Origin of the sequence: Arthrobacter sp. zg-Y1116, assembly GCF_024385485.1 — a bacterium.
GTDB lineage: Bacteria > Actinomycetota > Actinomycetes > Actinomycetales > Micrococcaceae > Arthrobacter_B.
This window is the reverse complement of sequence record NZ_JANFLR010000002.1, coordinates 259,331-281,577: the sequence shown is the minus strand read 5'-3', so window position 1 is coordinate 281,577 and position 22,247 is coordinate 259,331. Positions and strand designations below refer to the sequence as shown.

Annotated in this window: 28 protein-coding genes and 1 pseudogene; 14 read left to right on the top strand and 15 right to left on the bottom strand. The window is 65.1% G+C overall.

The window, feature by feature from the left end:
• Positions 1-19: 19 nt before the first annotated feature.
• From NNX34_RS08070 to NNX34_RS08060, 3 genes are read right to left on the bottom strand one after another with little or no spacing between them, the layout of a single operon-like run.
• A complete protein-coding gene (locus NNX34_RS08070) occupies positions 20-1,459 on the bottom strand; it encodes an NAD(P)/FAD-dependent oxidoreductase (RefSeq protein ID WP_255766001.1) in 1,440 nt (479 codons plus the stop codon).
• Positions 1,456-2,019, bottom strand: a complete 564-nt coding sequence (locus tag NNX34_RS08065) for a hypothetical protein (RefSeq protein ID WP_255766000.1) — start codon at positions 2,017-2,019, stop codon at positions 1,456-1,458. The genes NNX34_RS08070 and NNX34_RS08065 overlap by 4 nt, the downstream gene beginning before the upstream one ends.
• 53 nt (positions 2,020-2,072) lie before the next feature.
• Positions 2,073-2,840, bottom strand: coding sequence for an alpha/beta fold hydrolase (locus NNX34_RS08060; protein ID WP_255765999.1), 768 nt, complete (start codon positions 2,838-2,840; stop codon positions 2,073-2,075).
• Positions 2,841-2,940: 100 nt separating this feature from the next.
• Here NNX34_RS08060 and NNX34_RS08055 point away from each other — a divergent pair, with 100 nt between their 5' ends.
• Complete coding sequence (locus NNX34_RS08055; protein ID WP_255765998.1) at positions 2,941-3,555, top strand: TetR/AcrR family transcriptional regulator; 615 nt, start codon at positions 2,941-2,943, stop codon at positions 3,553-3,555.
• A 65-nt stretch (positions 3,556-3,620) separates the two neighbouring features.
• Here the strand turns inward: NNX34_RS08055 and NNX34_RS08050 are convergent, their stop codons facing one another.
• Positions 3,621-4,703 (bottom strand): NAD(P)-dependent alcohol dehydrogenase, encoded by a 1,083-nt coding sequence (locus tag NNX34_RS08050; protein WP_255765997.1) that lies wholly within the window; start codon positions 4,701-4,703, stop codon positions 3,621-3,623.
• 320 nt (positions 4,704-5,023) lie between these two features.
• Here NNX34_RS08050 and NNX34_RS08045 point away from each other — a divergent pair, with 320 nt between their 5' ends.
• A complete protein-coding gene (locus tag NNX34_RS08045) occupies positions 5,024-6,409 on the top strand; it encodes an MFS transporter (RefSeq protein ID WP_255765996.1) in 1,386 nt (461 codons plus the stop codon).
• Positions 6,410-6,466: 57 nt separating this feature from the next.
• Here NNX34_RS08045 and NNX34_RS08040 read toward each other — a convergent pair whose 3' ends face one another.
• Positions 6,467-6,637 carry a hypothetical protein gene (locus NNX34_RS08040; RefSeq protein ID WP_255765994.1) on the bottom strand — a complete coding sequence of 57 codons (171 nt, stop codon included), beginning with the start codon at positions 6,635-6,637 and terminating at the stop codon, positions 6,467-6,469.
• Positions 6,638-6,739: 102 nt separating this feature from the next.
• Here NNX34_RS08040 and NNX34_RS08035 point away from each other — a divergent pair, with 102 nt between their 5' ends.
• Positions 6,740-6,910, top strand: coding sequence for a hypothetical protein (locus NNX34_RS08035; RefSeq protein WP_255765993.1), 171 nt, complete (start codon positions 6,740-6,742; stop codon positions 6,908-6,910).
• Here the strand turns inward: NNX34_RS08035 and NNX34_RS08030 are convergent.
• The 3 genes from NNX34_RS08030 to NNX34_RS08020 form a co-directional block, all read right to left on the bottom strand.
• A complete protein-coding gene (locus NNX34_RS08030) occupies positions 6,866-7,378 on the bottom strand; it encodes a PaaI family thioesterase (RefSeq protein ID WP_227921193.1) in 513 nt (170 codons plus the stop codon). The two genes, NNX34_RS08035 and NNX34_RS08030, sit on opposite strands and share 45 nt — an antisense overlap.
• A gap of 73 nt (positions 7,379-7,451) precedes the next feature.
• Positions 7,452-7,580 carry a hypothetical protein gene (locus NNX34_RS08025; RefSeq protein ID WP_255765992.1) on the bottom strand — a complete coding sequence of 43 codons (129 nt, stop codon included), beginning with the start codon at positions 7,578-7,580 and terminating at the stop codon, positions 7,452-7,454.
• 86 nt (positions 7,581-7,666) lie between these two features.
• Positions 7,667-8,527 (bottom strand): alpha/beta fold hydrolase, encoded by an 861-nt coding sequence (locus NNX34_RS08020; RefSeq protein WP_255765991.1) that lies wholly within the window; start codon positions 8,525-8,527, stop codon positions 7,667-7,669.
• A gap of 110 nt (positions 8,528-8,637) precedes the next feature.
• Between NNX34_RS08020 and NNX34_RS08015 the strand changes: the two genes are divergently transcribed.
• The 3 genes from NNX34_RS08015 to NNX34_RS08005 all read left to right on the top strand — a co-directional run bounded on the left by NNX34_RS08015 (position 8,638) and on the right by NNX34_RS08005 (position 10,475).
• Positions 8,638-9,147, top strand: a complete 510-nt coding sequence (locus NNX34_RS08015) for a CGNR zinc finger domain-containing protein (RefSeq protein ID WP_255765990.1) — start codon at positions 8,638-8,640, stop codon at positions 9,145-9,147.
• A gap of 80 nt (positions 9,148-9,227) precedes the next feature.
• Positions 9,228-9,797, top strand: coding sequence for a phosphotransferase (locus NNX34_RS08010; protein ID WP_255765988.1), 570 nt, complete (start codon positions 9,228-9,230; stop codon positions 9,795-9,797).
• Positions 9,798-9,800: 3 nt separating this feature from the next.
• Positions 9,801-10,475 carry a hypothetical protein gene (locus NNX34_RS08005; RefSeq protein ID WP_255765987.1) on the top strand — a complete coding sequence of 225 codons (675 nt, stop codon included), beginning with the start codon at positions 9,801-9,803 and terminating at the stop codon, positions 10,473-10,475.
• A 12-nt stretch (positions 10,476-10,487) separates the two neighbouring features.
• On the opposite strand, the gene NNX34_RS08000 is transcribed toward NNX34_RS08005, so the two are convergent.
• Positions 10,488-11,861 (bottom strand): hypothetical protein, encoded by a 1,374-nt coding sequence (locus tag NNX34_RS08000; RefSeq protein ID WP_255765986.1) that lies wholly within the window; start codon positions 11,859-11,861, stop codon positions 10,488-10,490.
• A 191-nt stretch (positions 11,862-12,052) separates the two neighbouring features.
• Between NNX34_RS08000 and NNX34_RS07995 the strand changes: the two genes are divergently transcribed.
• Positions 12,053-12,619 (top strand): GNAT family N-acetyltransferase, encoded by a 567-nt coding sequence (locus tag NNX34_RS07995; RefSeq protein ID WP_255765985.1) that lies wholly within the window; start codon positions 12,053-12,055, stop codon positions 12,617-12,619.
• Here NNX34_RS07995 and NNX34_RS07990 read toward each other — a convergent pair.
• Positions 12,616-13,068, bottom strand: a pseudogene (locus NNX34_RS07990) (GNAT family N-acetyltransferase); the annotation flags it as partial. The gene NNX34_RS07995 and the pseudogene NNX34_RS07990 sit on opposite strands and share 4 nt — an antisense overlap.
• Positions 13,069-13,376: 308 nt before the next feature.
• On the opposite strand from NNX34_RS07990, the gene NNX34_RS07985 reads away from it, so the two are divergent.
• Positions 13,377-13,844: an N-acetyltransferase gene (locus NNX34_RS07985; RefSeq protein ID WP_255765984.1), complete on the top strand. Its 468-nt coding sequence runs from the start codon at positions 13,377-13,379 to the stop codon at positions 13,842-13,844.
• Positions 13,845-14,015: 171 nt separating this feature from the next.
• On the opposite strand, the gene NNX34_RS07980 is transcribed toward NNX34_RS07985, so the two are convergent.
• Entirely contained in the window at positions 14,016-14,228 is a 213-nt protein-coding gene (locus tag NNX34_RS07980; protein WP_255765983.1) for a tautomerase family protein, read from the bottom strand.
• A 134-nt stretch (positions 14,229-14,362) separates the two neighbouring features.
• Between NNX34_RS07980 and NNX34_RS07975 the strand changes: the two genes are divergently transcribed.
• On the top strand, positions 14,363-15,283 hold the full coding sequence (locus NNX34_RS07975) for a ketopantoate reductase family protein (RefSeq protein WP_255765982.1): 921 nt from the start codon (positions 14,363-14,365) through the stop codon (positions 15,281-15,283).
• Positions 15,284-15,325: 42 nt separating this feature from the next.
• On the opposite strand, the gene NNX34_RS07970 is transcribed toward NNX34_RS07975, so the two are convergent.
• Together NNX34_RS07970 and NNX34_RS07965 are read right to left on the bottom strand one after the other, a co-directional pair.
• Positions 15,326-16,165, bottom strand: coding sequence for a hypothetical protein (locus NNX34_RS07970; RefSeq protein ID WP_255765981.1), 840 nt, complete (start codon positions 16,163-16,165; stop codon positions 15,326-15,328).
• On the bottom strand, positions 16,162-16,707 hold the full coding sequence (locus NNX34_RS07965) for an RNA polymerase sigma factor (RefSeq protein WP_255765980.1): 546 nt from the start codon (positions 16,705-16,707) through the stop codon (positions 16,162-16,164). Before NNX34_RS07965 ends, NNX34_RS07970 begins: the two co-directional genes overlap by 4 nt.
• Positions 16,708-17,022: 315 nt before the next feature.
• On the opposite strand from NNX34_RS07965, the gene NNX34_RS07960 reads away from it, so the two are divergent.
• From NNX34_RS07960 to NNX34_RS07940, 5 genes are all read left to right on the top strand, one after another.
• Positions 17,023-17,376 carry a hypothetical protein gene (locus tag NNX34_RS07960; RefSeq protein WP_255765979.1) on the top strand — a complete coding sequence of 118 codons (354 nt, stop codon included), beginning with the start codon at positions 17,023-17,025 and terminating at the stop codon, positions 17,374-17,376.
• 1 nt (position 17,377) lies between these two features.
• On the top strand, positions 17,378-17,578 hold the full coding sequence (locus NNX34_RS07955; RefSeq protein WP_255765978.1) for a helix-turn-helix transcriptional regulator: 201 nt from the start codon (positions 17,378-17,380) through the stop codon (positions 17,576-17,578).
• A gap of 334 nt (positions 17,579-17,912) precedes the next feature.
• Positions 17,913-18,824, top strand: a complete 912-nt coding sequence (locus NNX34_RS07950; RefSeq protein ID WP_255765977.1) for an ABC transporter ATP-binding protein — start codon at positions 17,913-17,915, stop codon at positions 18,822-18,824.
• Entirely contained in the window at positions 18,821-20,410 is a 1,590-nt protein-coding gene (locus tag NNX34_RS07945) for an ABC transporter permease (protein ID WP_255765976.1), read from the top strand. The genes NNX34_RS07950 and NNX34_RS07945 overlap by 4 nt, the downstream gene beginning before the upstream one ends.
• Positions 20,411-20,479: 69 nt before the next feature.
• Positions 20,480-21,442 (top strand): aldo/keto reductase, encoded by a 963-nt coding sequence (locus NNX34_RS07940; RefSeq protein ID WP_255765975.1) that lies wholly within the window; start codon positions 20,480-20,482, stop codon positions 21,440-21,442.
• Between the two features lie 77 nt (positions 21,443-21,519).
• On the opposite strand, the gene NNX34_RS07935 is transcribed toward NNX34_RS07940, so the two are convergent.
• Both NNX34_RS07935 and NNX34_RS07930 read right to left on the bottom strand, forming a co-directional pair.
• Positions 21,520-21,837, bottom strand: coding sequence for a multidrug efflux SMR transporter (locus NNX34_RS07935; RefSeq protein ID WP_255765974.1), 318 nt, complete (start codon positions 21,835-21,837; stop codon positions 21,520-21,522).
• The gene (locus NNX34_RS07930) at positions 21,837-22,193 is read right to left on the bottom strand and encodes a multidrug efflux SMR transporter (RefSeq protein ID WP_255765973.1); all 357 of its coding nucleotides are present in this window, start codon (positions 22,191-22,193) and stop codon (positions 21,837-21,839) included. Before NNX34_RS07930 ends, NNX34_RS07935 begins: the two co-directional genes overlap by 1 nt.
• Positions 22,194-22,247: the final 54 nt, after the last annotated feature.

The window sequence follows — 22,247 nt, the reverse complement described above, 5'->3', positions numbered from 1 at the left end:
GGGCACGTGGGACGGTTGTCTACCGTGCGGCGGTCTCCAGGAGCCGGAGCCAGACTTCACTGATCGTGGGATAGGCCGGAACCGCATGCCAGAGCCGGTCGATCGGCACTTCCCCGGCGATTGCGATGGTTGCGGCGTGCACCAGCTCGGTCACGTCAGGTCCGACGGCGGTGAACCCGACAATCGTGTTGGTGTCCTCCTTGATGACGATGCTTGCCCGGCCGGTATAGCCGTCGGCATGCAGGGAGGCACCGGCAACCGATCCAAGGTCGTATTCCACGGAACGGACCCGGAGCCCGGCGTCGACGGCGCCGGCCAGCGTGAGGCCGGCGGAGGCAATCTCGGGGTCAGTGAAGATGACCTGCGGAACTGCCCGGACGTCGGCGGTCGCCGCATGACGCCCCCACGGGAAGTCCTCCACAGGAGCGCCGGTTGCCCGTGCCACGATCGAGTCCCCCGCAGCCCGGGCCTGGTACTTGCCCTGGTGGGTGAGCAGCGCCCGTCCGTTGACGTCGCCCGCGGCGTAAAGCCAGCCGCCGTCGGGCACGGTCCCGTCGGGGCCGACCACCCGGAGCGTCTCGTCCACGTTCAGCCAGCCGGAGGCCGCGAGCCCGAGGCGTTCAAGCCCGAGGTCGCCGGTATTCGGCCTGCGTCCCGTCGCAACCAGGACCTCGTCGGCGTCGATAATCCCGCCGTCGGCCAACGCTATGTGCACGGTGCCGCGGGCATCGCGGGTGACCTCGCCAGGGCTTGCACCGATCAGCACCCGCACGCCGCTGCTCCCGAGGGACGCGACAACGTGCTCGGCAGCGTACGGCTCGACCCTCGGCAGGACGCCGTCGCGCGCAATCAACGTCACCGCAGCGCCCAGCGCGCTGAAGGCCGATGCCATTTCCGTGCCGACGACGCCGCCGCCGATGATCGCGAGCCGCTCCGGGATTTTCTTCGCGGACACCGCTTCACGGCTGGTCCACGGGGCGGCGTCCGCCAGTCCGGGGATCGGCGGAAGCGCCGCGCTGGTGCCGGTGGCGACGACGACGGCGTGCCGCGCCGTGATCGTGCTGACCGTGCCGTCCCGGCCCGTGACCTCCACGGTCCGCAGGGCACTGATCCGCCCGTGCCCGCGCTTCAGGGTGATGCCGGCCTGTTGGAGCCAGGCGACCTGGCCCTCGTCGTTCCAGTTCGAGGCGAACCGGTCCCGGCGGGCCAGCACCGCGTCGACGTCGAGCGTGCCGGTTACCGCCGCGGCGGCCCCGGGCAGCTGCCGGACGGCGCGGAGGGCGGCGGCGTCCCGCAGCAGCGCTTTGGTCGGCATGTATGCCCAGTAGGAGCATTCGCCGCCCACCAGCTCGGATTCGACAATCACCGCGCTCAGGCCGCCGGCAACTATCCGGTCCGCAACGTTCTCCCCCACCGGACCGGCGCCGATAACAATAACGTCCGTAACTGTCCCGGTCATCGCGTGCCTGCCTTGGCGAGACGCTGCAGCCGGATCGCGGAGAGCAGGAAGAACACGCCGCCGAGGGTGGCGTATCCCGCGACGCCGGTGAGGGCCGCCGAGGAGCTGCCGGACATCAGGATGAATCCGGTGCCGGCGAGGGTGGAGATGCCGCCGCTGAGAATCATCGGCCACTGCCCGCCCAGCCGCAGGCGGGAAACGGCAACGGCGAGCTGGACGGCGCCCGCAGTAATAGCCCACACACCCCAGACGACCAGTACTGCGGACACTCCCGAGGTGACGGCCACGCCGAGGGCGACGGCGGTCAGCAGGCTGAGCGCCATATTCACCAGGAGCAGCGGGCCGGGACGGGTGGCGCGGGAGGCGCGGTGGTCGACGACGGCGGCCGCGACGTCGAACAGCGGGTAGAGGATGAGCAGGGCGATGCTGAAGGGTCCGAGGGTGGAAGCGGTCAGGGCAATAAGGACTGCCCAGACGATAGCGAATCCGAAGCGGACGAAGTACAGCTTCCGGAGGACCGGCGAGATCGCCGGTGGGGCCTGGATGGTTGATGCAGTCATGATGTTCCGTTCTGTTTGAAGTGTTTGAAAGCGGGAAGGGGGCCTGTGAGGGGTCATCGGACGGTTACAGCCGACGTCGCCGCTTGGAGAATGAGGCCCGCGACGGTCGAAGGATGGCTGACCATGACGGCATGGGAGGCCTCGACCTCGATGACGGCCGCGCCGGTACGATGCGCCATCATCCCCTGCAGGTCCGGGTCGATGGCCCGATCCGCAGTGGTGACGAGTACATAGGCGGGCACGGTACGGAAGGCCTCCCGGGTGATCGGTTCCGCGACCGCCCGGACGTTGGCGGGACGCTGGACGATGCCGAGGACACCTGCCGTGCGCTGGTCGACGTCGGCGGCGAACGCTTCGCGGAAGCCCTCCGGGCTGATGTGCACCTCAGGCCCGCCCGGTGTCTCGACTGTCACCAGGGGCAGCGGGGTCGAAGACTGAGCGGCCAGCTGGCCGACCGTCTCCCCCGCAACCGGGATAAATGCCGCGACGTACACGAGGGCTCGCACATCGAAGGCACTCGTATCGACGTTCGTGATGATTGCACCGCCGTACGAATGGCCCACCAGCACCACGGGACCCTCGACCGCCGCTAGGTAGCTGGCCAGGTAGGCCGTGTCATGTTCCACGCCCCGCAGCGGGTTCGCAACGGCCCGGACAGGGAATCCTGCGTGCAGGAGTTCGTTGATCACCGGCACCCAGCTGGAGGAATCGGCCCACGCGCCGTGCACAAGCACTATGGTCGGCAAGCCCTGGTTTTCGGCCTGGTTTTCGGCGGCGGCGGAATCGGTGGCGGACCCCAATCGGGGTGAATTGTTGAACATCTCGGTTGTCCTTTCATCGGTGGTGAAGCCGCCCGACCGTCATCTGGAAGGTGTTTCGCGGCTGGTAGAATGACCAGTCACTCTACTTAGAAGGAGCGTAATGTGGATCACGGGGACACGCAAGGGCAACGGGAAGGAAACCATGGCAGAGGCTGTGAAGGTATCGATGAGGGAACGACTCGTCGAAGCCGCGACTGAGCTGTTCTATGCCGAGGGGCTGCGGGCGGTCAGCGTCGACAAGGTGATCGACCGTGCCGGCACGACGAAAGTGACCTTCTACCGGCATTTCAAAAGCAAGGACGACCTGGTGGTGGCCCATCTGGAACGCCGGGCAAAGATTGAGCGCGAGGGAATCGGCGCTGCAATGGAACATGCAGGCGGAGATGCCGATAAGACGTTCCAACTCATTGCCGAACACTTAGGCACGATGTCGTGCGAACCCGGATTCCGCGGGTGCCCCTTTATCAACGCCGCGGCAGAATATCCGGATCCCGCCAGTGCGGTCCGTAAAACCATCAAGGACCACCGCGAATGGTGCAAGGCTGCGTACACGGAAATTGTCCGTCCCCTGGCTCCCGCCGACCCGAACGCTGTGGCCCAGGACCTGATGCTTCTTCACGGCGGTGCGATGGTTGCCGGCTACCTTGACGCCGACGGCGATAACCTCGCCGCGTCCTTCCTGCGCAGCTGCCGTGCGGTCGTCAACGCCGGCTGACTGCGGACAGATTCATGAGCGCCGAAGGCGCCCGCTGCGAACGTGTGCGGCAGCTTGCTGCCCGCCTAGATCGCCGGAAGTGTCGCCGTGTCGATGACGAACCGGTACCGAACATCGGATGCGAGAACACGTTCGTAGGCATCGTTGATGGCGTCGGCGGCTATGAGTTCAATTTCGGGTGCGATGCCGTGCTCGGCGCAGAAGTCCAGCATGTCCTGGGTCTCACGGATACTGCCGATACCAGTGCCCGCGAACGAGCGCCGGTTGCTGCACAGCGTGTACACCTGTACCGGCAGTACCTCCGTCGGCGCACCGATGTTCACCATGGTTCCGTCGAGGCCGAGCAGTAAGAGGTAGCCATCCACGTCGATCTTCGCGCTCACTGTGTTGATGATGAGATCAAAGGTGTTGGCGAGGGTTTCGAATGTAGCCGGGTCACTCGTGGCGTAGTAGTGGTCAGCACCGAACCGCAGCCCGTCCTCCTGCTTACTAAGCGAGTGCGAGAGAACCGTGGTTTCCGCTCCCATGGCATGTGAAATCTTTACGGCCATGTGACCGAGTCCGCCCATCCCAATGACGGCTACCTTCTTGCCTGGGCCGGCATTCCAGTGCGCCAGTGGTGAATAGGTCGTAATGCCGGCGCACAAGAGGGGCGCGGCCGCTTCATACGGGATGCTCTGCGGAACACTCAGCACGAAGTCCTCCACCACGACGATATGCGTGGAGTACCCACCCTGGGTGATAGTGCCGTCGCGGTCCACGGCGCCGTAGGTAGCGGTGTTGCCGTTGAGGCAGTACTGCTCTGCACCCGCGCGGCAATTGGCGCATTCACGGCAGGAGTTGACGAGGCACCCCACGCCGACGCGGTCGCCGACTTGGTGCTGTGTGACGTCCGCACCAATCTCGCTGACGACCCCGACGATCTCGTGACCCACCGTCAACGGGTACTGGACCGGCCCCCAGTCACCCCGAACAGTGTGGATGTCTGAGTGGCAGATCCCCACGTAGGCGATCTCGATAAGTACGTCTTTCGCGCCAACGCTGCGTCGTTCAATCGTGGTAGCGACGAGCGGATCAGTGGGCGATATCGCGGCGTAGGCACTCACGGTCCGAGTCGGACGAGTCGCGATCTGAACTGGTGAAACCATGGTGGACTCCTAGAAACAGACTAGTTTGCTAAGTTGCGTGCCGACGCTTCTCGCCGGTCCTGCACGAGGCAACCGGATTTGTGAGTCGTGAATCTACTTAGCCCTCAGAGAGTTAGCCAGTGCCCCCGCGGGCCGAGGCACTGGCAGCCCCCCCCTTTGCCTGCAGGTCCACGCTTTTGCCGTTCCACAACAGGTAAAGGCCCTTATCCGGGCGCGCATGGTCAGCGGCCGGAATAGCGGTTGGCCTGACGGCGACCGTCGATGCCGAGCACGGCTGCGAGCTGTGGGACCGGGTGAGCCCGGCACCTTAGTATTCGTTCATGACCAGCGCGGCCAGCAGCCCCTCCGGTAACACCCGGCTGCTGGCCGTCGCCATTCTCGCCACCTTCGTGGCCTTCCTCGACGGATCCATCGTCACCGTGGCCCTGCCGGCCATCAGCGGAGAACTCGGCGGCGGGCTGCCCACCCAGCAGTGGACCGTGAACGCCTATCTACTCACCCTGGGGGCGTTCATCCTGCTGGCCGGCTCACTCTCGGACTCCTTCGGCCGGCTGCGGATCCTGCGGATCGGCATCCTGGGCTTCGGGGTCTCCTCCCTCGCCTGCGCCTTGGCCTGGGCACCCGGCGTCCTGATCCTCGCCCGCGGCATCCAGGGCATCACCGCCGCACTGCTGGTGCCCGGCTCGCTGGCGCTCATTACGACGGCGTACCGCGACGCCGCGCGGGCCGCCGCGATCGGCAGGTGGACGGCGTGGACCGGCACGGCCGCGATCATCGGCCCGCTTCTGGGCGGAGTGCTCGTGGACGTGGGAAGCTGGCGGCTGATCTTCGCCGTAAACGTCCTGCCGGTGGCCGCCTGCCTGCTGCTGATGACCGGCCTGCCGGAGAGCAGCGGACCGAGGCGGGCCGCGTTCGACCTGCCCGGCGTTGTGCTGGCCGTTGCCGGACAGGCAGGTCCTGTCTATGCACTGATCGAACAGGAGCGGCTCGGCTGGGGGCATCCCGCCGTCGTCGTTCCCCTGGCCGCAGGGCTGCTGGCCCTAGTGCTGTTCCTGCTGCGCGAGGCCCGAGCACCGGCACCGATGATGCCGCTGTCCCTGTTCCGGGCGCGGAACTTCCGCTACGGCAACGTGGTCACTGCGGGCGCTTACGCCGGGCTCTCGCTGGGGACCTTCGCCGTGACCGTTTTCGTGCAGGAGACCGCGGGGTTCTCCGCGACGGCGGCCGGCTTCACTGCCCTGGCGCTGCCGGTGGCCATGCTGCTGCTGTCCGCCCGCGTCGGCAGACTGGCCGGGATTTACGGGCCGCGCCTATTTATGACCGCCGGGCCGGTGATCTGCGGGACCGGGTTCCTCCTTATGCTCATGGTCCAGCCGCCGCTGGACTTTCTTACCGAGCTGCTGCCCGGGCTGCTGCTGTGCGGGCTGGGCCTGGCGCTGATGGTGGCGCCGCTGACCTCCGCGGTGCTCGGCGCACTGAGCGAGGACGACGCCGGCATCGGCTCCGCGGTCAACAATGCCGTGTCGCGGGTGGCCGGGCTCATTGCCATCGCGCTGGCCGGCACCGTGTCCGGCGGCGCCCTGGACTTTCCGGGCTTCCGGCAGACGGTGCTGGTGACCGCGGTCCTGTTCCTGGCGGCCGGGGCGGTCGCGTTCCTGGGGATCCGGAATCCGGCGACGTCGGCCCCCCACTCCCCTGACGGTTGAGGAGGAGCGGATACGCCGTCGTCGTGCTCCCCTTCACCGGGCCATGGTGCAGGCGGGCTAGCCTATTCGCGGGACCAACGCTGCGGCATTTTCGGGCGGCATTTCCTCGCCGCTGCGGACCAGAAGCAGTGCCAACCCGGTGCAGGCAACGAAGACGGCGCCGCCTGCAGCGACCGGGAGGGCCACATCGATGGTGGCCAGTGCTCCACCGGCAAGGGAACCGGCCATCGGGCCCAGCAGTTCCAGGGTGCGTGTTCCGGCATTGACCCTTCCGCGGAGGTTGTCCGCTACCAGCCGGGCGGTATTCCTCGTTTCAACAGCCTGAGTTCGATGCCGCTTTCCGCGGTCTGGGAAACGGCACCGGTCGCGGTGCTGGTAACGGTGGCCTATCTGGTCTTGCTGCTGACATCGGTGCTGCTTTGCGCCGTCCTCGTCACCGTCTCCCTCACCGCCGGCTCAACTTCCCGACGGCTCGGGACCCACCACCAGGCAGGTGCTTGACGCTGTAGCGAGAACCCGGCCGGCGGCGTCGCGCAGGTCCGCTTCGACAAACGCTGCGTTGCGTCCGGCCTTGGTCACCCATCCGTGGGCGGTGACGGTGCCCGTGTTCGCGGTGGCGGGCCGCAGGAAGGACACTTTGAGTTCGAGGCTGGTGTAGCCGGCGCCGGCCGGCAGCGTGGAGTGCACGGCGCAGCCGCAGGCGGAGTCCAGGACGGTGGCGAAAAAGCCGCCGTGGACGGACCCGATCGGGTTGTAGTGCGATTCGTCCGGTTCCGCCGTCATCACCACATCCCCCTCGCTTACGCTGACGAGGCGCAGCCCCACGTGGCTGCTGATCGGCGGGCCGGGAACCTCACCGGCGGCAAGCGCCTGCAGGTGCTCGAGTCCGGTCCGCGAGAATATGCGTGCGACGTCCCGTTCTGCAGGGGAGTATTCAAGCGTTTTCGAACGCATTTCGGAAGCGGGCATCGGAGCTCCTTCAGGGTTGGTGAGTGCTGGGACTCATAGACACAGCAATGCAGGCCATCTTGTCATGCCGGGTTCATGGCCGCAGATCCCAGCCCGCACAGCAGCCGAGCAACGCCGGCGACCGCGTCCTCGACGGTCCGTTCTCCAGGTCCTCGCCCACCCGCAGCAGCGCGAAAACAGGGACGGCGGTAGCTCTTCTCATGGTTCTTTCCCCCGGGAATCGTAGACGGTGGGGCTCTCCGACGACGGCGGCCCGGCCCCGCCGTCGTCGTGCCGCGGCGCTGCCGGCTAGAACCCGGACCGCCAGTCGAGAATGATGTCCGCAACCTCGTCGAGGTGTGACTCGAGGAGGAAGTGGCCGCCGTCGAGAAGTTCCACGCGGGCCTTGGGGACATCGTGGCGGAACTCTTCGGCTCCGGCCGGACCGAAGATTTCGTCATTCCGCCCCCATACGGCAAGCACCGGAACCTGGGTGGAACGCAGCCATTCGTGGAGCGCCGGATACAGTGCCCGGTTGGTGTGGTAGTCGCCGAAGAGCGCCAACTGGGCCTCGTCGACGCCGGAGCGGGCCAGGAGCGCCAGATCGTGCTCCCAGGCGTCCGGGTCCACGGTGGTGGGGTCCGGAACGCCGTGCTTGTACTGCCACTCGACTGCCTCCCGGCCCAAGGCCGGACGCAGGACCGCCTTGTTTTCTGGCGAAGGGTCCGCACCGTAGGCCCAGATGGGAGCCCAGAAGTCGGGCACAAAACCCTCTTCGTAGGCGTTGCCGTTCTGCGAAATCACCCCTTCCACCGCTGCCGGGTTGGCCAGGGCCAGCCGCCAGGCGATGGGGGCGCCGTAGTCCTGGGTGTAGACCGTATAGGCGTCCACGCCGAGTTCAGCCAGGAAAGCACGCGTCACCTCGGCCAGCCCGTCGAAAGTGTACGTAAACTCCTCGACCGACGGCGCTGACGAGCGGCCAAAGCCGACATGGTCCGGGGCGATCACCCGGTATTGTTCGGCGAGCCTGGGGATGAGGTGGCGGAACATGTGCGAGCTGGTGGGATATCCGTGCAGGAGCAGGAGCACCGGGGCGTCCACGGGGCCGGCTTCGCGGTAAAACACGTCTAGCCCGTTGACGGAAACGGTGCGGTGATGGACGGCAACCATGGACTAACCCCTAACAATCGTTTTACTGGTTATGGGACGGTAGCATGGAACTCGTTCAGCGCACCCGCGTAACCCCTGGAAAGTGTGCCGTCCTCCGAGAAAGGAACCCGATGGTCGAGGATGAAGACCTGCTGCTGGCGCTGCTGAACAGCACACCCGTTGTCGCGGGCCGTCCCACGGATGGACTCGCGGGCGCCTCCTGCGTCGAGTTCGTTGCACGCTACGGAGGCACGGGCTCTCAAGCCGAGCTTGCACATCTTCGACGGATGCGGGAGTGCCTGCAGGACGCCGTCCGGGAATCCAATGACGCACTGTCCCGCCTTTCAACAGCGCTGGGCGACGGCGCCCTGGTCCCCCGGGTCACTCCGCAGGGACTCCGCTGGGAAGTCCGGGCGCCGGAGGACGAGCGGCTAGCCTTCCGCGCGGCGCTTGCCTGGTCCCGTGTGGTCCAGGAGTTTCCCGGCCGTCTTCGTCCTTGTGCCAACAACGAGTGCAACCTCTTCCTCATCGACAGGAGCCGGCCGGGCACCGCCAAGTGGTGTTCCATGGCCGTCTGCGGCAACCGCATGAAGGCCCGCTCCCATGCCGGGCGCCAGCGGGCGGCTGCGGACCGACCGTAACGGGTCTGATTGTGAGTCGGCCGGGGCCCGGATCAGAGTAGCGTCCCAGGGCCGTTTGACCACCCTGTTAGGTTCGGACCATGGGGACAATCGAGAGCCGCACACTACATACCCTCGTGGATGCCGCCGTTGAAGGGCTGCCGCCCGCTGCCCAAGCAGCGCCCCGCTCGATTGCGGACACAGGGTCAGCCCACACCGTGGTCCTGCTGGACGGCACCGCCGCCGTTCGAATTGCACGGGACCCGGACACGGCGGCCGCCATGCGGAAGCTGCAGCAGCTGGTGGACAGCGTCCCGGACTCGATCGGCTTCCCCGGCGGACCGTGCCCTGCAGGGGAAGGCGAACCCGGCCAGCTTCGAGACCTCGGAGGGCACAACGTGTTCTGGGAAGGGAACCGCATAGTCGGGGTACTGGATTGGGATCTGGCGTCCCGGAGCGACCGCTCCACGGATCTTGCCTGCATCGGTGTCTGGAACGGGTGGGACAAGCTGCCGCTGATCGCCGGCTCCGCGGAAGTGCGCCGTGCTGCCATCCGGCGGAACACCTTCCGGCTGCAGCAAGTCGCGTTCGCGTTATTGAACGGCCGGCCCACGGACGAGATCGGGCAAGCGGTCGCCCGGGCAAACGCGTGGCTCCGGGAAAGCTTGTAACCGGTGGACTCCAACGAACCTCGCTACCGGACAGTTGCGCTGCGGGTTGTTGTGCCCGGTGCCTGCCTGCTGCTTGGGCTTGCGTTAGTCCTGTCATCTGCCACCGGCTGGATCCTCGTGATCGGCTCCCACGTCGTCAGCCCCTGGCCGGCGGCCGCCGCGCTGCTGCTGGCCGCCGTGGCGATTCGGTGGCTCGGCTCTCGGAACCGCGTCGGCGACCGCAAAAATCCACGGTTGCACTCCCCCGTTCCGGCACTGCTGGCGGCCGCCGTCGCGGGAGTCGGAATCGCCGTCGGATCGCTGCTCGACGCAGGGACCGAGAGCTTCATTCTGGATCCCCAGGGACCGGAGGGCTGCCGCGCCGCAGTGCGTGAGTCCGCTTTCCTCATGTCAGGAAGCGGCAAGGTTTACGCGGTCGGCAGCCACGGAATCGGCAGGCTGGCCGGTGAGTGGAACAGCGACGACGGCTACCGGCCGATCGAGGCCGGCAACTACACCCTGGAATGGACCGCGTCCGGCGGGCTGCTCACCGTCGGCGGCGCCTCCACCCCCAACGGGTATCGGCTGGTTGAAGACAGTGAATACACGGTGCAGGTCGACGCCGACGGCAACGAGCTCAGCGGTTACGTGCCCGTGGGGCCCACCAGGTTTGAGCAGCAGCCGGTCGCCTGCCATTGAGCCAGGTTTCCGCTAGTCCACCGGCAGCGCGAAATAGGTCGGCAGGTCCTCGTACTTGAACATTGCCAGGCCCTCACTGGTGATCGCCGTGGGGAGGTCACGCTTCGCCTCGTCGAACTGCGGCGCCATCTGCTCCGGGAACTTCAGGTACCCGGTTCTATCCCCGGCGTTGTTCCTGCCGTACACCTCGCCCGCGTCGGAGACCATGGCGGGGTAAAAGTCTGACGCCGGGTCGATCCGCTTCTGCTCCCCCGTCCTCAGATTCACCACCCACTGCGCGTCAACGCCCTGTTCGTTCTGCCAGTGCATCAGATGCAGCTCACCATTCGGGCTGGCCGCTGTTGCGTATCCGGGCAGCCGGGCCGCCGGGAAGGCGCATCCCTGTGCCGCGCCCTCGAAGACAACCGGTTGCCCGGTGTGCACGTCGACGGACTCGCACGTCTCGTCCACTTTGCGGACGGAAACGAACGTGGAGCCGAAGACGATGGACCCGGACGGATGGTCCGCGAACGTCATCGACCATTCGCCAATGCTGAGCGTTGCCTCCGGCAGACCCTGCTGCGGGTTCGCTGCCCGGGGTGAGCGGTACACGTCCACCCCGTCGATCCGGGCCAGCCAGGACTGCCCCTCAAGTTCCGGAATCGGTTCCAGCAGTCCTATCTCGGCATTGAGCACCCGGACAAAACCGGCGCTGTCCGGGCCGGCTGCGACGCCGCTTTGCATGCCGAGGCCGCCGTCGGTGGCGGTGAAGGCCAGCGCACCGTTACCGTCATGCGTCGACGTCGGACGGTAGCCGGTCATATCCTCTTCGACGGCCGTTGCTTTCCCCGCCGCGTCGACGACGATCAACTGGGCAACGGGTGCAGCACCTTGACCGGCGCCTGGCTGGAGCGGCACGCCGATCTGGTAAAACGTGAAGAACTCCTGCCCGTTCTGCCGCACCCGGTCCAGGGACGGCTCGACGCGCTGTTCCGGGTCCAGTCCGAGGGACGGCGACCGATACAGGATGTCGCCGGCGCTGTCGGTCACCACGAGGGTCTGGTCCCGGGTCTGCATATCCTGCTCAACGAAGGCAGTCAGGTCACCGATGACCTCCGCCCCGGCCCCTTTCTGGGCGTACCAACCGGCTTGGCTCAGCCACCGCGCCGGTAGGGCACCGGTCGCGTAGGAAAAGCCTTCCTCGTAGGAGGCGGGCTTGCCCAGCGTTGGCCGCTCAGTCGCGGTGGGCTCGGGTGTCCGGGAGGGGCTCGCCGAAACAGGGGCGGACGTCCGGGACGGGGACGCATCGGCCCCGTCGGTTGAAGAGGCTGGATCCTGCGACGACGGAGCACAGGCCGTAACGAGCAGCAGCGCTGCAAGACAAGGTGCGACGACGTGCTTGTTCATGCTGATTCCCCCATGGTGGTACCCGAAAACCGGAGTGTGCCGACCACTGTCACTTTGTGCCCGTGGGACGGCCTTACTTTAGACACCCTAACTAATGGCGCAACCGTCCAATCATGGGCCCGCGGCAATATCCCCCTGTGCGCCAAAGAAACTCCTAGCGCAAATAGCCTTCTCATTGTTGACTAATGCCCATGCCAGCCGTTGAAATCCGCCGAGCCACCGAAAATGACGCCCACAACCTCGCTCGCGTCCATGTCCACGCATGGCAATGGGCCTATCGCGGATTGATGCCCGATTCCCTCCTCGACGCACTGGACATTGAGCGGAGAGCTGCGGGATGGAAGCGAATGATCCATGAAGGGCGGGTGCCGCAACCACATTTGGCCGTGATCGGCTCGAACGTCGTGGGGTTTTCCCATGCGGACAGCAGCAGCGACGACGACGCCGACCCTCAGGTCGGAGAGGTCACGGCCCTCTACCTCCTGGAGGAATTTGTCGGCACGGGAGTCGGGCGCCGCTTGTGGGAGGCAGCGCTGAACCAGCTGCGCGAAAGCGGACACACCGTTGTCTCGGTGTGGGTGCTGGATTCCAACCAGCGCGGAAGAACCTTCTACGAACGAAGGGGAATGTCCCCGGACGGAGCAACCAAAGAAGAGTCCTTCTCCGGCTCCACCCTGACGGAGGTGCGGTACCGCTCTTCGTTGCATGCGGCGGGGAAGAGACAAGGGGCTATCGGCGTCGAGGGCCAGGACCGTTAGTCGTCAGGGCGATCGATAGTCCAGTAGCTCACCTCGTCGTCGGGAAACGGCCGCTCCGCCATTCCGATCTTGCGCGCTACCCGTTTCGACTGCTCGTTACCGGCATCGATCGTCGCGGAGATGAACTCCAGATGAGAGACCTCAAAGACGTAGGCGAGCATCGACCGGCCAATTTCGGTGGCATAACCTTTGCCCCAGAACCTTTGATGGAAAACGTATATCAGTTCGTCGAAGTCCTGGCCGGGCGCACGGATGACGCCGCAATAGCCGACAAATTCGCCGCTGTCCCGTTCAAAGACGGCTGAGGTGCCATAGCCGCGCTTCGCATACTTTTCTTTGCAGACCTGAATCCATCCTGCGACTTCGAACCGGTCCAATGTCGTCCCGTCACCGACGAACCGCATGACCGCCGGATCCGCGCAGAGCGCTGCAAAGTCCTCCAGATCCTCTCCACAAAGTGGCGGGCTTCAAGGCGGTCGGTTTCAAACATCATCCGGGAACGATAACCCACGGCAGCCGCATAACTCATTCCCTGTCTCCGGGGGCTTCTCCACTGCCCGGCCGTTCCGAAAGGGCACAATGACCAGTCCGAGGTGCCGTTGGTGGCCACTGTACTGGGAGAGCAGACGTTCCTCCCGCGCCATGGATTCGTCGCAGTTGTCTCTGATTCCATCGCTCGTGAGACGCTCTCAATCTCTCCGCGAGGATCTCGGTAACGGCTTTTGCCGCTCCTGCATCTTACTGTCAAGCTGATCAAATGACTGTTCAGCTCGTCCCTCTCCGCGCCCAACAATTCCCTGCCTGGATGGAACGAAGCCGCACTGAATACGCATCTGATCTCATTACGACAGGCGAATCCCCGCAAGAGGCACATCGGCGCGCTTATGAGAGCCTAGATGCCGCGTTTCCTGAGAACATTCCAACCACAGATAATGCCGTGTTCGATGTTCTTGACGGTACCGGCACAACCATTGGCTACCTTTGGGTTGGAACTGACAGTTCTGAAGATCATCGCTCTTGGTGGGTGTGGGACATAGTCGTTGATGAGGAGCATCGCGGCAAAGGGCTAGGCAGGAAGGCAATGAAGCTGGCCGAAGACTACGCGCGTTCCCAAGGCGCCCACACCCTTGGACTCAGCGTCTTCGGATTCAACCACGGCGCCCGAGGACTCTACGAATCGATGGGTTACGAAATAGTGACCACGAAAATGAAGAAGCACCTCTAAACCTTGAATCTGTGCCCCATCGAAGGATTCTTTAGCGGCCGCCCAAGGTGGGGTGGATAGTTCAGAGTCCGAGCGCTCCAGTCGGCCGAAGGAAATGGAATCGCCGTACCCGGTCGACTGGCCCTAACGGGCTGGGACGCATCCGCTGCCGGTGGGGAACGGCGACTGTCGTCAGCCGGCCCGGACGGATTCATCCTGGCCGGAGTCCGCCAGGGTCACTCCGGCGACCGACCAATTCTCACGGGGCAGCTCGTGAAGAACAACCCGAATAGTGTCCGGCCGAATCTCCATAACCCGGGCATAAGTTTCCGTAAGCGCTGCCAGCAGCTGGCGCTTCTTCTCGGTGGTGGATGGCGAGGCGTTAAGTACCTGAATAAGTGGCATCCGCAGAGTCTGCCACATTGCCGATGTCATTCCCGGAGGAAAGCTCGGTAGGGCGGTGATGCTCCGGTGGGGAGCGACTGCCTTCCCGTCATGGTTATCCTTAGCCGCATGCGCAACCTACCAACCACACAATCATGAAGATCGGAATCGTCGGCGCCGGCGGAGTCGGCGCCTACTTCGCCGCCGCCCTGTCCCGGGCAGGCCACGACGTCCACCTCCTGGTTACGCCCCGCCATGTCGATCCCCTTTCCGACCATGGGATTCACCTCACCTCGGGCGACGGACGGGATGAATTCATCGCGCTGGCCGGTGTTTCAACGGACGCTGCAGCCATCGGGGTGTGCGACGCCGTCATCCTAGGCTGCAAAGCAGGCCAGGTCCGCGCCGTCGTGGAAACCGCACTGCCGCTCCTCGGACCCGATACCCCGGTGCTGCCGCTGCAGAACGGTGTCACCGCATCCGAGCAGATCGAAGCCGCCGCCGGAAGCGGGCACGCTCTCGGCGGGCTGTGCATGATCATCTCGTACCTCGTCGAACCCGGGCACGTCCATCACGTGGGCGGGAATCCTGCCGTCACCCTCGGCGAGCTCAACGGCACCCCGACTGCTCGGGTAAAGGCCGTCGCCGCCGCTTTGATTTCAGCCGGCATCAGCACCCGTATCTCTGACGACATCACCACCGACCTGTGGCGGAAGTTCATGCTCATTGCCTCCTACGGCGGCATCGGAGCGCTGTGCCGTAAAAACGTGGGTGAAACGCGGACCCATCCGGGCACGCGGACGTTAGTTGAAGACGCCATGCGTGAAGTCGCCACGATCGCCGCAGCGGTTGGAGTGAACCTCACCGAGGATGACGTGAAAACGACAATGGCCCAGTACGACGCATTCACGCCCGACAGCACCGCTTCCATGCAGCGCGACCTCATCGCGGGACGCCCTTCCGAACTCGAAGAACAAAACGGCGCCCTCGCCCGTATCGCCGCGAAGCACAATACCCCTGCACCTATCCACACAACCATCTATCGGGCACTGAGCATCCTGGACCGTCCCACCTAGCCGATGCGTACGAAGGGCCTGGTACCCGTACGGAGGTACCCCTCAGGGGCTGGTGGGTTCGGCGTCGTGCAGGACCGTCCCGTCACGAAGGGTGATGGTGTAGGCGAGGTCAGGTGCGGGGCCGCCGTTGCCCTCAAGCTCGGAACCGAACGCGGTTCCCGGCCACCAGGCAACGTACCGGCCGTCTTCGAGGGAGGCCTGGACCTGCTGCCCATCGGCCGTGTGAATGGTTACGCCGACAACGTTGTCCCCGATTTGGCCCTGGGTGAGGGAAACCGTAGGCCGCGGCCGGCTGATCAGCGTCCTGCGGTCGTTGTATTCGGTGATGGGACCCTGCGTGAACTGATCCCCGACGGGCACTGCACCTTTTCCGCCGTTGCCCGAGGTTGCGACGTCGTCCGCCCGGCCGCTGCCTACCGGCACATGCGCCAGACAGTCCGCGGAGGTATCGTTCGCTCCGGCGTAAAGGAGCACCACCCACTCCCCCCTGCGCTCGGCGATGTCGAGTGACGGAGAGTCGATGTTCAGGCCCTGCTCGCGGCATGCCTTTTCCGTGGTGGCCAGGTCTGCGTCGGTCAGGGTCTCAGGGACGGGTGTCCAGGAAGCGTAAGCATTTTCCGCGCTAAGCAGGTTCGGGGCCAGTACGACGGCGGCCGCCAGGACCGCCGCGACGGCCGGTACCGCTATCCAGCGGGTGCGCCGGTGCTGCCGACGCGGGGCCGGCTCGATCCGTTCGGCTGTTGTGCCCGCCCCGGCTGTGGGATCGGTGGCAAGGATCTGCTGCAGTCCCGTCTCGTACCGCTGTCGGGATTCGCCGTCCGGTGCGGAACGCGGTGCCGGGTCCAGCGTGCGCAGGGCCCTGAGATAGGTATCGGGTTTCATATCAATTCCTCCAAGGTCGAGTAGTCCGGCGCCCGGTGCCGAAGGGCACGGTGCAGGGACTGGCGTGCGCGGTGGAGACGGATACGGTAGGCGGCCGCAGAGATTCCCAGTACGCGGCCGGCCTGCGGAGAGGTCAGGTTTTCCCACACTGCGAGCGACAGCACTTCCCGGTCCTCGGGCCGGACCCTGCTCCAAGCGGCCGCCAGGTCCACTTGGAGGGCAACCAAGTCGTCCTCCGGATCAATGAATTCCGGGATATGGGAGGCTATCCGAACCTCAAGGGCACCTTGGCGCGCACGGGAACGCTGATCGTTGAGCAGACAGTTGCGGGCCGTGCCGTACAGCCATGCCCGCGCGTCCCCTGGCTCCCGAGGCAGGTCATCCAGCCGGCGCCATGCTGCCATGAAGGCTTCATGGGTTACGTCTTCGGCCCGGTGCGATTCCGTCCGGCGCTGCACAAAGCGCAGGACGTCACCGTATGTTGTCGCGTAGAGCGCGGCGAAGCGGGCCTCGCGTTCCTTAGAGCTTCGTGTTGTCCCCATACCTCTACATGTCCGGCTCGGTGCCAAGTGTTACTAACCAGAGAAGATCACTGGATCGTACAGTGCCGGTGACGGATGGCAGTCTCTGCCACACGCCAGGTTAAGTCCGAGATCCGGGGCCGCCTCAACACTCTTGACAGCGGCAAACCTGTAAAGCCAACTAGACGTGTAAAGCGAGCTGTACATCCGAGGAGGCCGGCAATGTCCGTTGAGCAAACCCGCACAAAGTGGGGATATGCCAAGTTCGGAACCGGCCGCGTACCGGCCGCAGCCATCGCTGTTCCCTGTGGATTAGCCCTTGGAGCAGCAGGAGGTTTGCTGTCTGTCTTGCTCGGCATCACCGATCCGAATCCTGCCCTCGGCTTCTGGGTCTTTTTTGCCTGCATCGCGATGCCGGCTGTGGCCCTGGTCTATCTCCTGGTCGTGGATCGAAACACTTTGATAGGTGCAACCGAACGGCCTGACGACTCCGTCGAATCCGGGTGGATCGACAAGGCGGCTGCGGGTTCCTTCATGGATCTGATCCTGGTGCTTGGGGTCGCGGCTACCGTTCTGGCCTTCATCCCACGGGAGCTGGTAATCGATCTGAAGCTCGTCCTTCCAGCTGTGATCGCTCTGGGCTTCGCCTCCTTCGGCATCCGGTACCTGGTGCTGCGGTGGAAAGGCTGACGTGAAGAACCTGGTGCATGAGTCACGTCAGCGCCTGGCCTGGTCCCAACAGCGGCTCGCTGACGAGCTGGGCGTATCCCGCCAGACCGTCATCTCCATCGAACGCGGACGTTTTGACCCGTCATTGCCGCTGGCCTTTCGGATCGCCGGCGTCTTCAACTGCACCATCGAGGACCTTTTCTTTCCCGACGAGCCGCAATGAGGGGCGGCGGTGCCAAAGAGGTAGAGCCGACCCTGCGTCGCTATCCGGCATTCGTCCGGTTTTGGCTCGCGTCGACGGTTTCCGACTTCGGAACTTATACGACCACTTTGGCTTTGTCCGTACTGGTACTGGTAACCATGAACGGGACGGCGCTGTCGTCGTCGATAATGAGCCTTGAGCCCGGCCAGCGTTTGTGAAGTTCCCATGTGGTGATGACGAGGCATGTCCAGTCCAGAATTGCCGCCAACAGGCAGGCAGGCAGGGGAAAACATTGGTCACCATGGTGGATGTACCAGCACACTAACTGTAGGGACGGCTAGGGAACGGGGAGGCTATGAGCGCGGAGTTGGCCATCAGTGTTCAGGGGCTCGAGAAATCTTTCGGGAAATTCCAGGCTCTGAACGGGCTGAACCTCCAAGTTCAGCGTGGGCAGGTGCACGGTTTCCTGGGGCCAAACGGCGCCGGGAAGTCAACAACTATCCGTGTGCTCCTAGGACTGTTGAAGGCCGACGCCGGAGCCCTGCAGGTCCTGGGAAAGGATCCGTGGCGAGAGGCCGTGCCGCTGCATCGCCGGCTTGCCTATGTGCCGGGCGATGTCGCGTTGTGGCCGGGCATGACCGGCGGCGAGGCCATCGACCTGCTGGGATCGCTCCGCGGCGGCCTGGACGAGGGGCGGCGGGCGGAACTGATCCAGCGGTTTGAGCTGGATCCCGCGAAGCGGGGCCGCCAGTACTCCAAGGGTAACCGGCAAAAGGTGGCCATCGTCGCCGCCCTGGCCTCCGACGTCGAGCTCCTAATCCTTGACGAGCCAACCAGCGGTCTGGACCCGCTGATGGAGAACGTCTTCCAGGAAGTGATCGGCGAGGCAAAGCAACGCGGCACCACGGTGCTGCTCAGCAGCCATATTCTCGCCGAAGTTGAAACCCTCGCGGACCGGGTGAGCATTATCCGGGACGGACGGATCGTGGAGGAAGGGACACTGGCCCAGCTTCGCGGGCATACCACCGTCGCCGTCCACGCCACTCTGGAACGTGACCCACAGCCCGGCCAGCTGGCCGCATTCGAGGACGTGCACCTGGACGGCGGCAAACTCACGGCTGTGGTGGAGTCCGCACGGGTGGGTGAGGCAATGGCAGCACTCACCCCGTTCGGCATCACATCGCTGACCGTCGAACCGCCCTCGCTGGAGAGCCTCTTCCTGCGGCTGTACGAGGACGACGCCCCCTCCACACGGGCGCGCCCATGAGCAACGCCCTGACGGGTACCGGACCGCTGCTGCGTGCTACTGTCCGGTTCGACGGACGTAGCTTTGTGCCGTGGATCCTGATCGCGACGGCACTCTCTGCGTCCTCCGTACTCGTCTACCCATGGGTCTTTCCCACCCAGCAGGACCGCCTCGGACTAGCGCTTGCCATTGGCTCCAACCCGGCACTGGGCCTGATCTTCGGACCGGCCTACGATCTGAGCACCGACGACGGCTTCAATGCCTGGCGCAGCCTCGCCCTGGGCGGTTTCCTCGCCGCCCTCGGATCGATTTTCACCGTCACCCGGTCCAGCCGGGGCCAGGAGGACTCCGGACAGGCCGAGCTTCTGGCATCCGGTGTGCTGGGCCGGGGCAGCCGCCTGCTGGCGGGAGTCAGCCTGGCCCTGATCGGCTCGGCGGCTCTCGGAGCCGTCGCCGGGGTCGTCACTGCCTGGTGCGGCGGCGGCTGGAATGCCTCCCTGCTGCTGGGAGCAACGTTCGCTGCCACCGGTTGGATGTTTGCTGCGGTCGCCGCTGTGACCGCGCAGCTAGGATCCGATGCGCGGACGGCCAACTCGCTGGCCGTGGGCACCTTCGGCGCGTTGTTCCTGCTGCGCGGATTCCTGTATTCGGTGGAGGCACCGGACTGGATGTCCTGGACCAATCCGTTAAGTTGGATGACCGAAACCCGGCCGGCCAGCGGCAACCACTGGTGGCCGCTGCTTCCCGCAGTGGCCCTCGCCCTGGTCCTGCTCGGTGTAGCCTTCCTGCTGCAGTCGCGGCGCGACTTCGGGCAGGGGGCCATCGTTCCCGATCCCGGCCCGGCCCGGGGCAGAGTTGGAACTCCATGGAGCCTGGCGGTCCGGCTGAACCGCGCCCCGATCCTGACATGGACCATTGCATTCATGATTATCGGGGTGGTCTTCGGATTTTTTGCCCGCTCCTTTAAGGACATCCTGAGCGGTGACAGTGCTGCCGCCTCGGTTCTCGCCTCCGGTGCCGCCACGCCGGAGGCTCTCGCGCCGGCCTTCCTGGTGACGATTCTGAGCCTTGCCGGAATCATTGCGGCCATTCCCGGCGTGCAGATCCTGCAGAAGGTGCGGACCGAGGAGCTCGCGGGCCGGCTGGAGCCCGTTCTGGCCGCCGCCGTTCCGCGCTCCCGTTACTTCACGGCAAACGTCATGCTCGCATTGGCCACACCAACCATCTACCTGCTTCTCGCTGGAGCCATCATCACGGTGCTGGCCTCCGGAGACCTGGGCATCGACGCCGGCAAGGTTCTCCTGCAGGCCGTGGTGACCGTTCCGGCCATGTGGACGGCCACCGCCGTTTCGGTGGCGGTCGTCGGTGCACGGCCGCAGGTGGTAATCGCGTCCTGGGCCGGTGTTTTTATTTCCTTCGTGCTCACGTTGCTGGGCCCGACGTTCAGGCTCTGGGACTGGGTACTGGCGATCAGTCCGTTCTGGCACGTTCCCAACGTTTCCGTCGACGACGAAGGATGGGCCGGGTTGACGGGAATTTCCGCCGTCACCGCTGTGTTCCTACTGATCGGTTTCACTGGTTTTCGCCGTCGGGACCTCGATGGGTAGCCATTCGTCGCTGGCTCAACGGCGCACCAGCCCTTCCGGCGCCGCTCGATCCACGAAAGAGGAGACATCATGCAGACACGCACTCTGGGCAGCCAAGGCCTGACCACTTCCGCCATTGGTTACGGCTCAATGGGCATCTCGCTTGCCTACGGTCCCGGTGATGAGCAGGAAGGCATTTCTGCGATCCAGAAAGCGCATGAGCTGGGCGTGACGTTCTTTGATACAGCCGAGCTGTACGGCTGGGGTGCGAACGAGGAGATCGTTGGCCGGGCCGTGAAGAGCTTCCGTGACGAGGTTGTCATCGCCACGAAGTTCGGCTTCACGCGCGACGGCGGTTTCGATAGCCGCCCGGAACACATCCGCGACGTCGTCGAGAACAGCTTGGGTCGTCTCGGCGTAGACCACATCGATGTGCTCTACCAGCACAGGGTGGACCCCAGCGTTCCCATCGAGGATGTCGCCGGGACCGTGAAGGAGTTTATCGATGCCGGCAAGGTGAAGTACTTCGGTCTCAGCGAAGCTGGCCCGGAGACCTTGCGCCGCGCCCATGCCGTGCAGCCCGTCTCGGTCCTTCAGACCGAGTACTCCCTCTTCGAGCGCGACGTGGAGGTGCTGTTCCCCGTCCTGAACGAGCTCGGCATCGGGTTCGTGCCCTACTCACCCCTCGGGCGCGGGTTCCTCACCGGCACCGCGAAGCCGGCAGCCGAGTATGACGAGACCGACATGCGCAGCTGGGACGCCCGATGGCAGCCCGGCAACTTCGAGAAGAACGTCGACGCCACCCGTAAGCTGACTGAACTCGCCGCATCCAAGGACGCCACCGTGGCGCAGCTCGCCCTTGCCTGGCTGCTCGCACAGGGTGAACACATCGTCCCGATCCCCGGCACCCGCAGTGCCAAGCGCGTCGAGGAGAACGTCGGCGCCGTTGACCTCAGTCTCACTGATGCCGACCTGGCCCGCATCAAAGAGATCCTTCCGACCGGCGGATTCGGTGCCCGCTATCCGGAAGGCATGAGCCCGACCTGGCAGTAATCAGCTAAGGGAACACCGAGGCGCGGGACCCGCAATGGGCCCCGCGCCTTCGTCTGGGACAACTGATCCTGCTGTCGTCAGTGCACAGCGCCCAGTTCGATGAGCAGCACACCGCCGGCAATAAGGACTATTCCCAGGCCCATCAGCCAGGTGAAGGGTTCCTTGAATAAGACCCTGCCGATAACCGCAGTCAGTGCAACGCCGGCCGCCGCCCAGATCCCGTAGGCGATGCCCAGCGGCAGGCCGTGGGCGAGGGTGAGGGTGAGCATGCCGAACGCCACCAGATAGCCGACGGCGACTCCGGCGTACCAGCGCTTGTCGTCGACGGCGAGACGGAGGGAAACTGTGCCGGCTACTTCGAAGACGATCGCGCCGATCAGGAACAGGTAGGCCATTATGCGGTTTCGGCTTTCTCATGTGCCGCTTGGGACCCGAGTTCGACGCAGAGCACCCCGGCGATGACAACGGCAATGCCGATGCCCATCAGCAGGGTGAGCGGTTCGCCGAAGAAGACCAGGGAGCCGATGGCGGTCAGGGCGACGCCGCTTGCGCCCCAGACGCCGTACGCGACACCCAAGGCCATGCCGGCGCGCAGGACGCCGGCGAGCAGGATGAAGGAGCCTAGATAGCCGGCCGCGACCACGGCATAGAGACCGGCATGCTCCAGCGCACCTTTGAGCGAGAGCGACGCCGTCACTTCAGCCAGGATGGCGGCGGACAGGAGCAGCCACCCTTTTGCGGCGTTGTTCATCGGCCGGTTCCTTCCGGGACGTAGTAGCGGGTGGACTGCCGCATCGTATCCCGG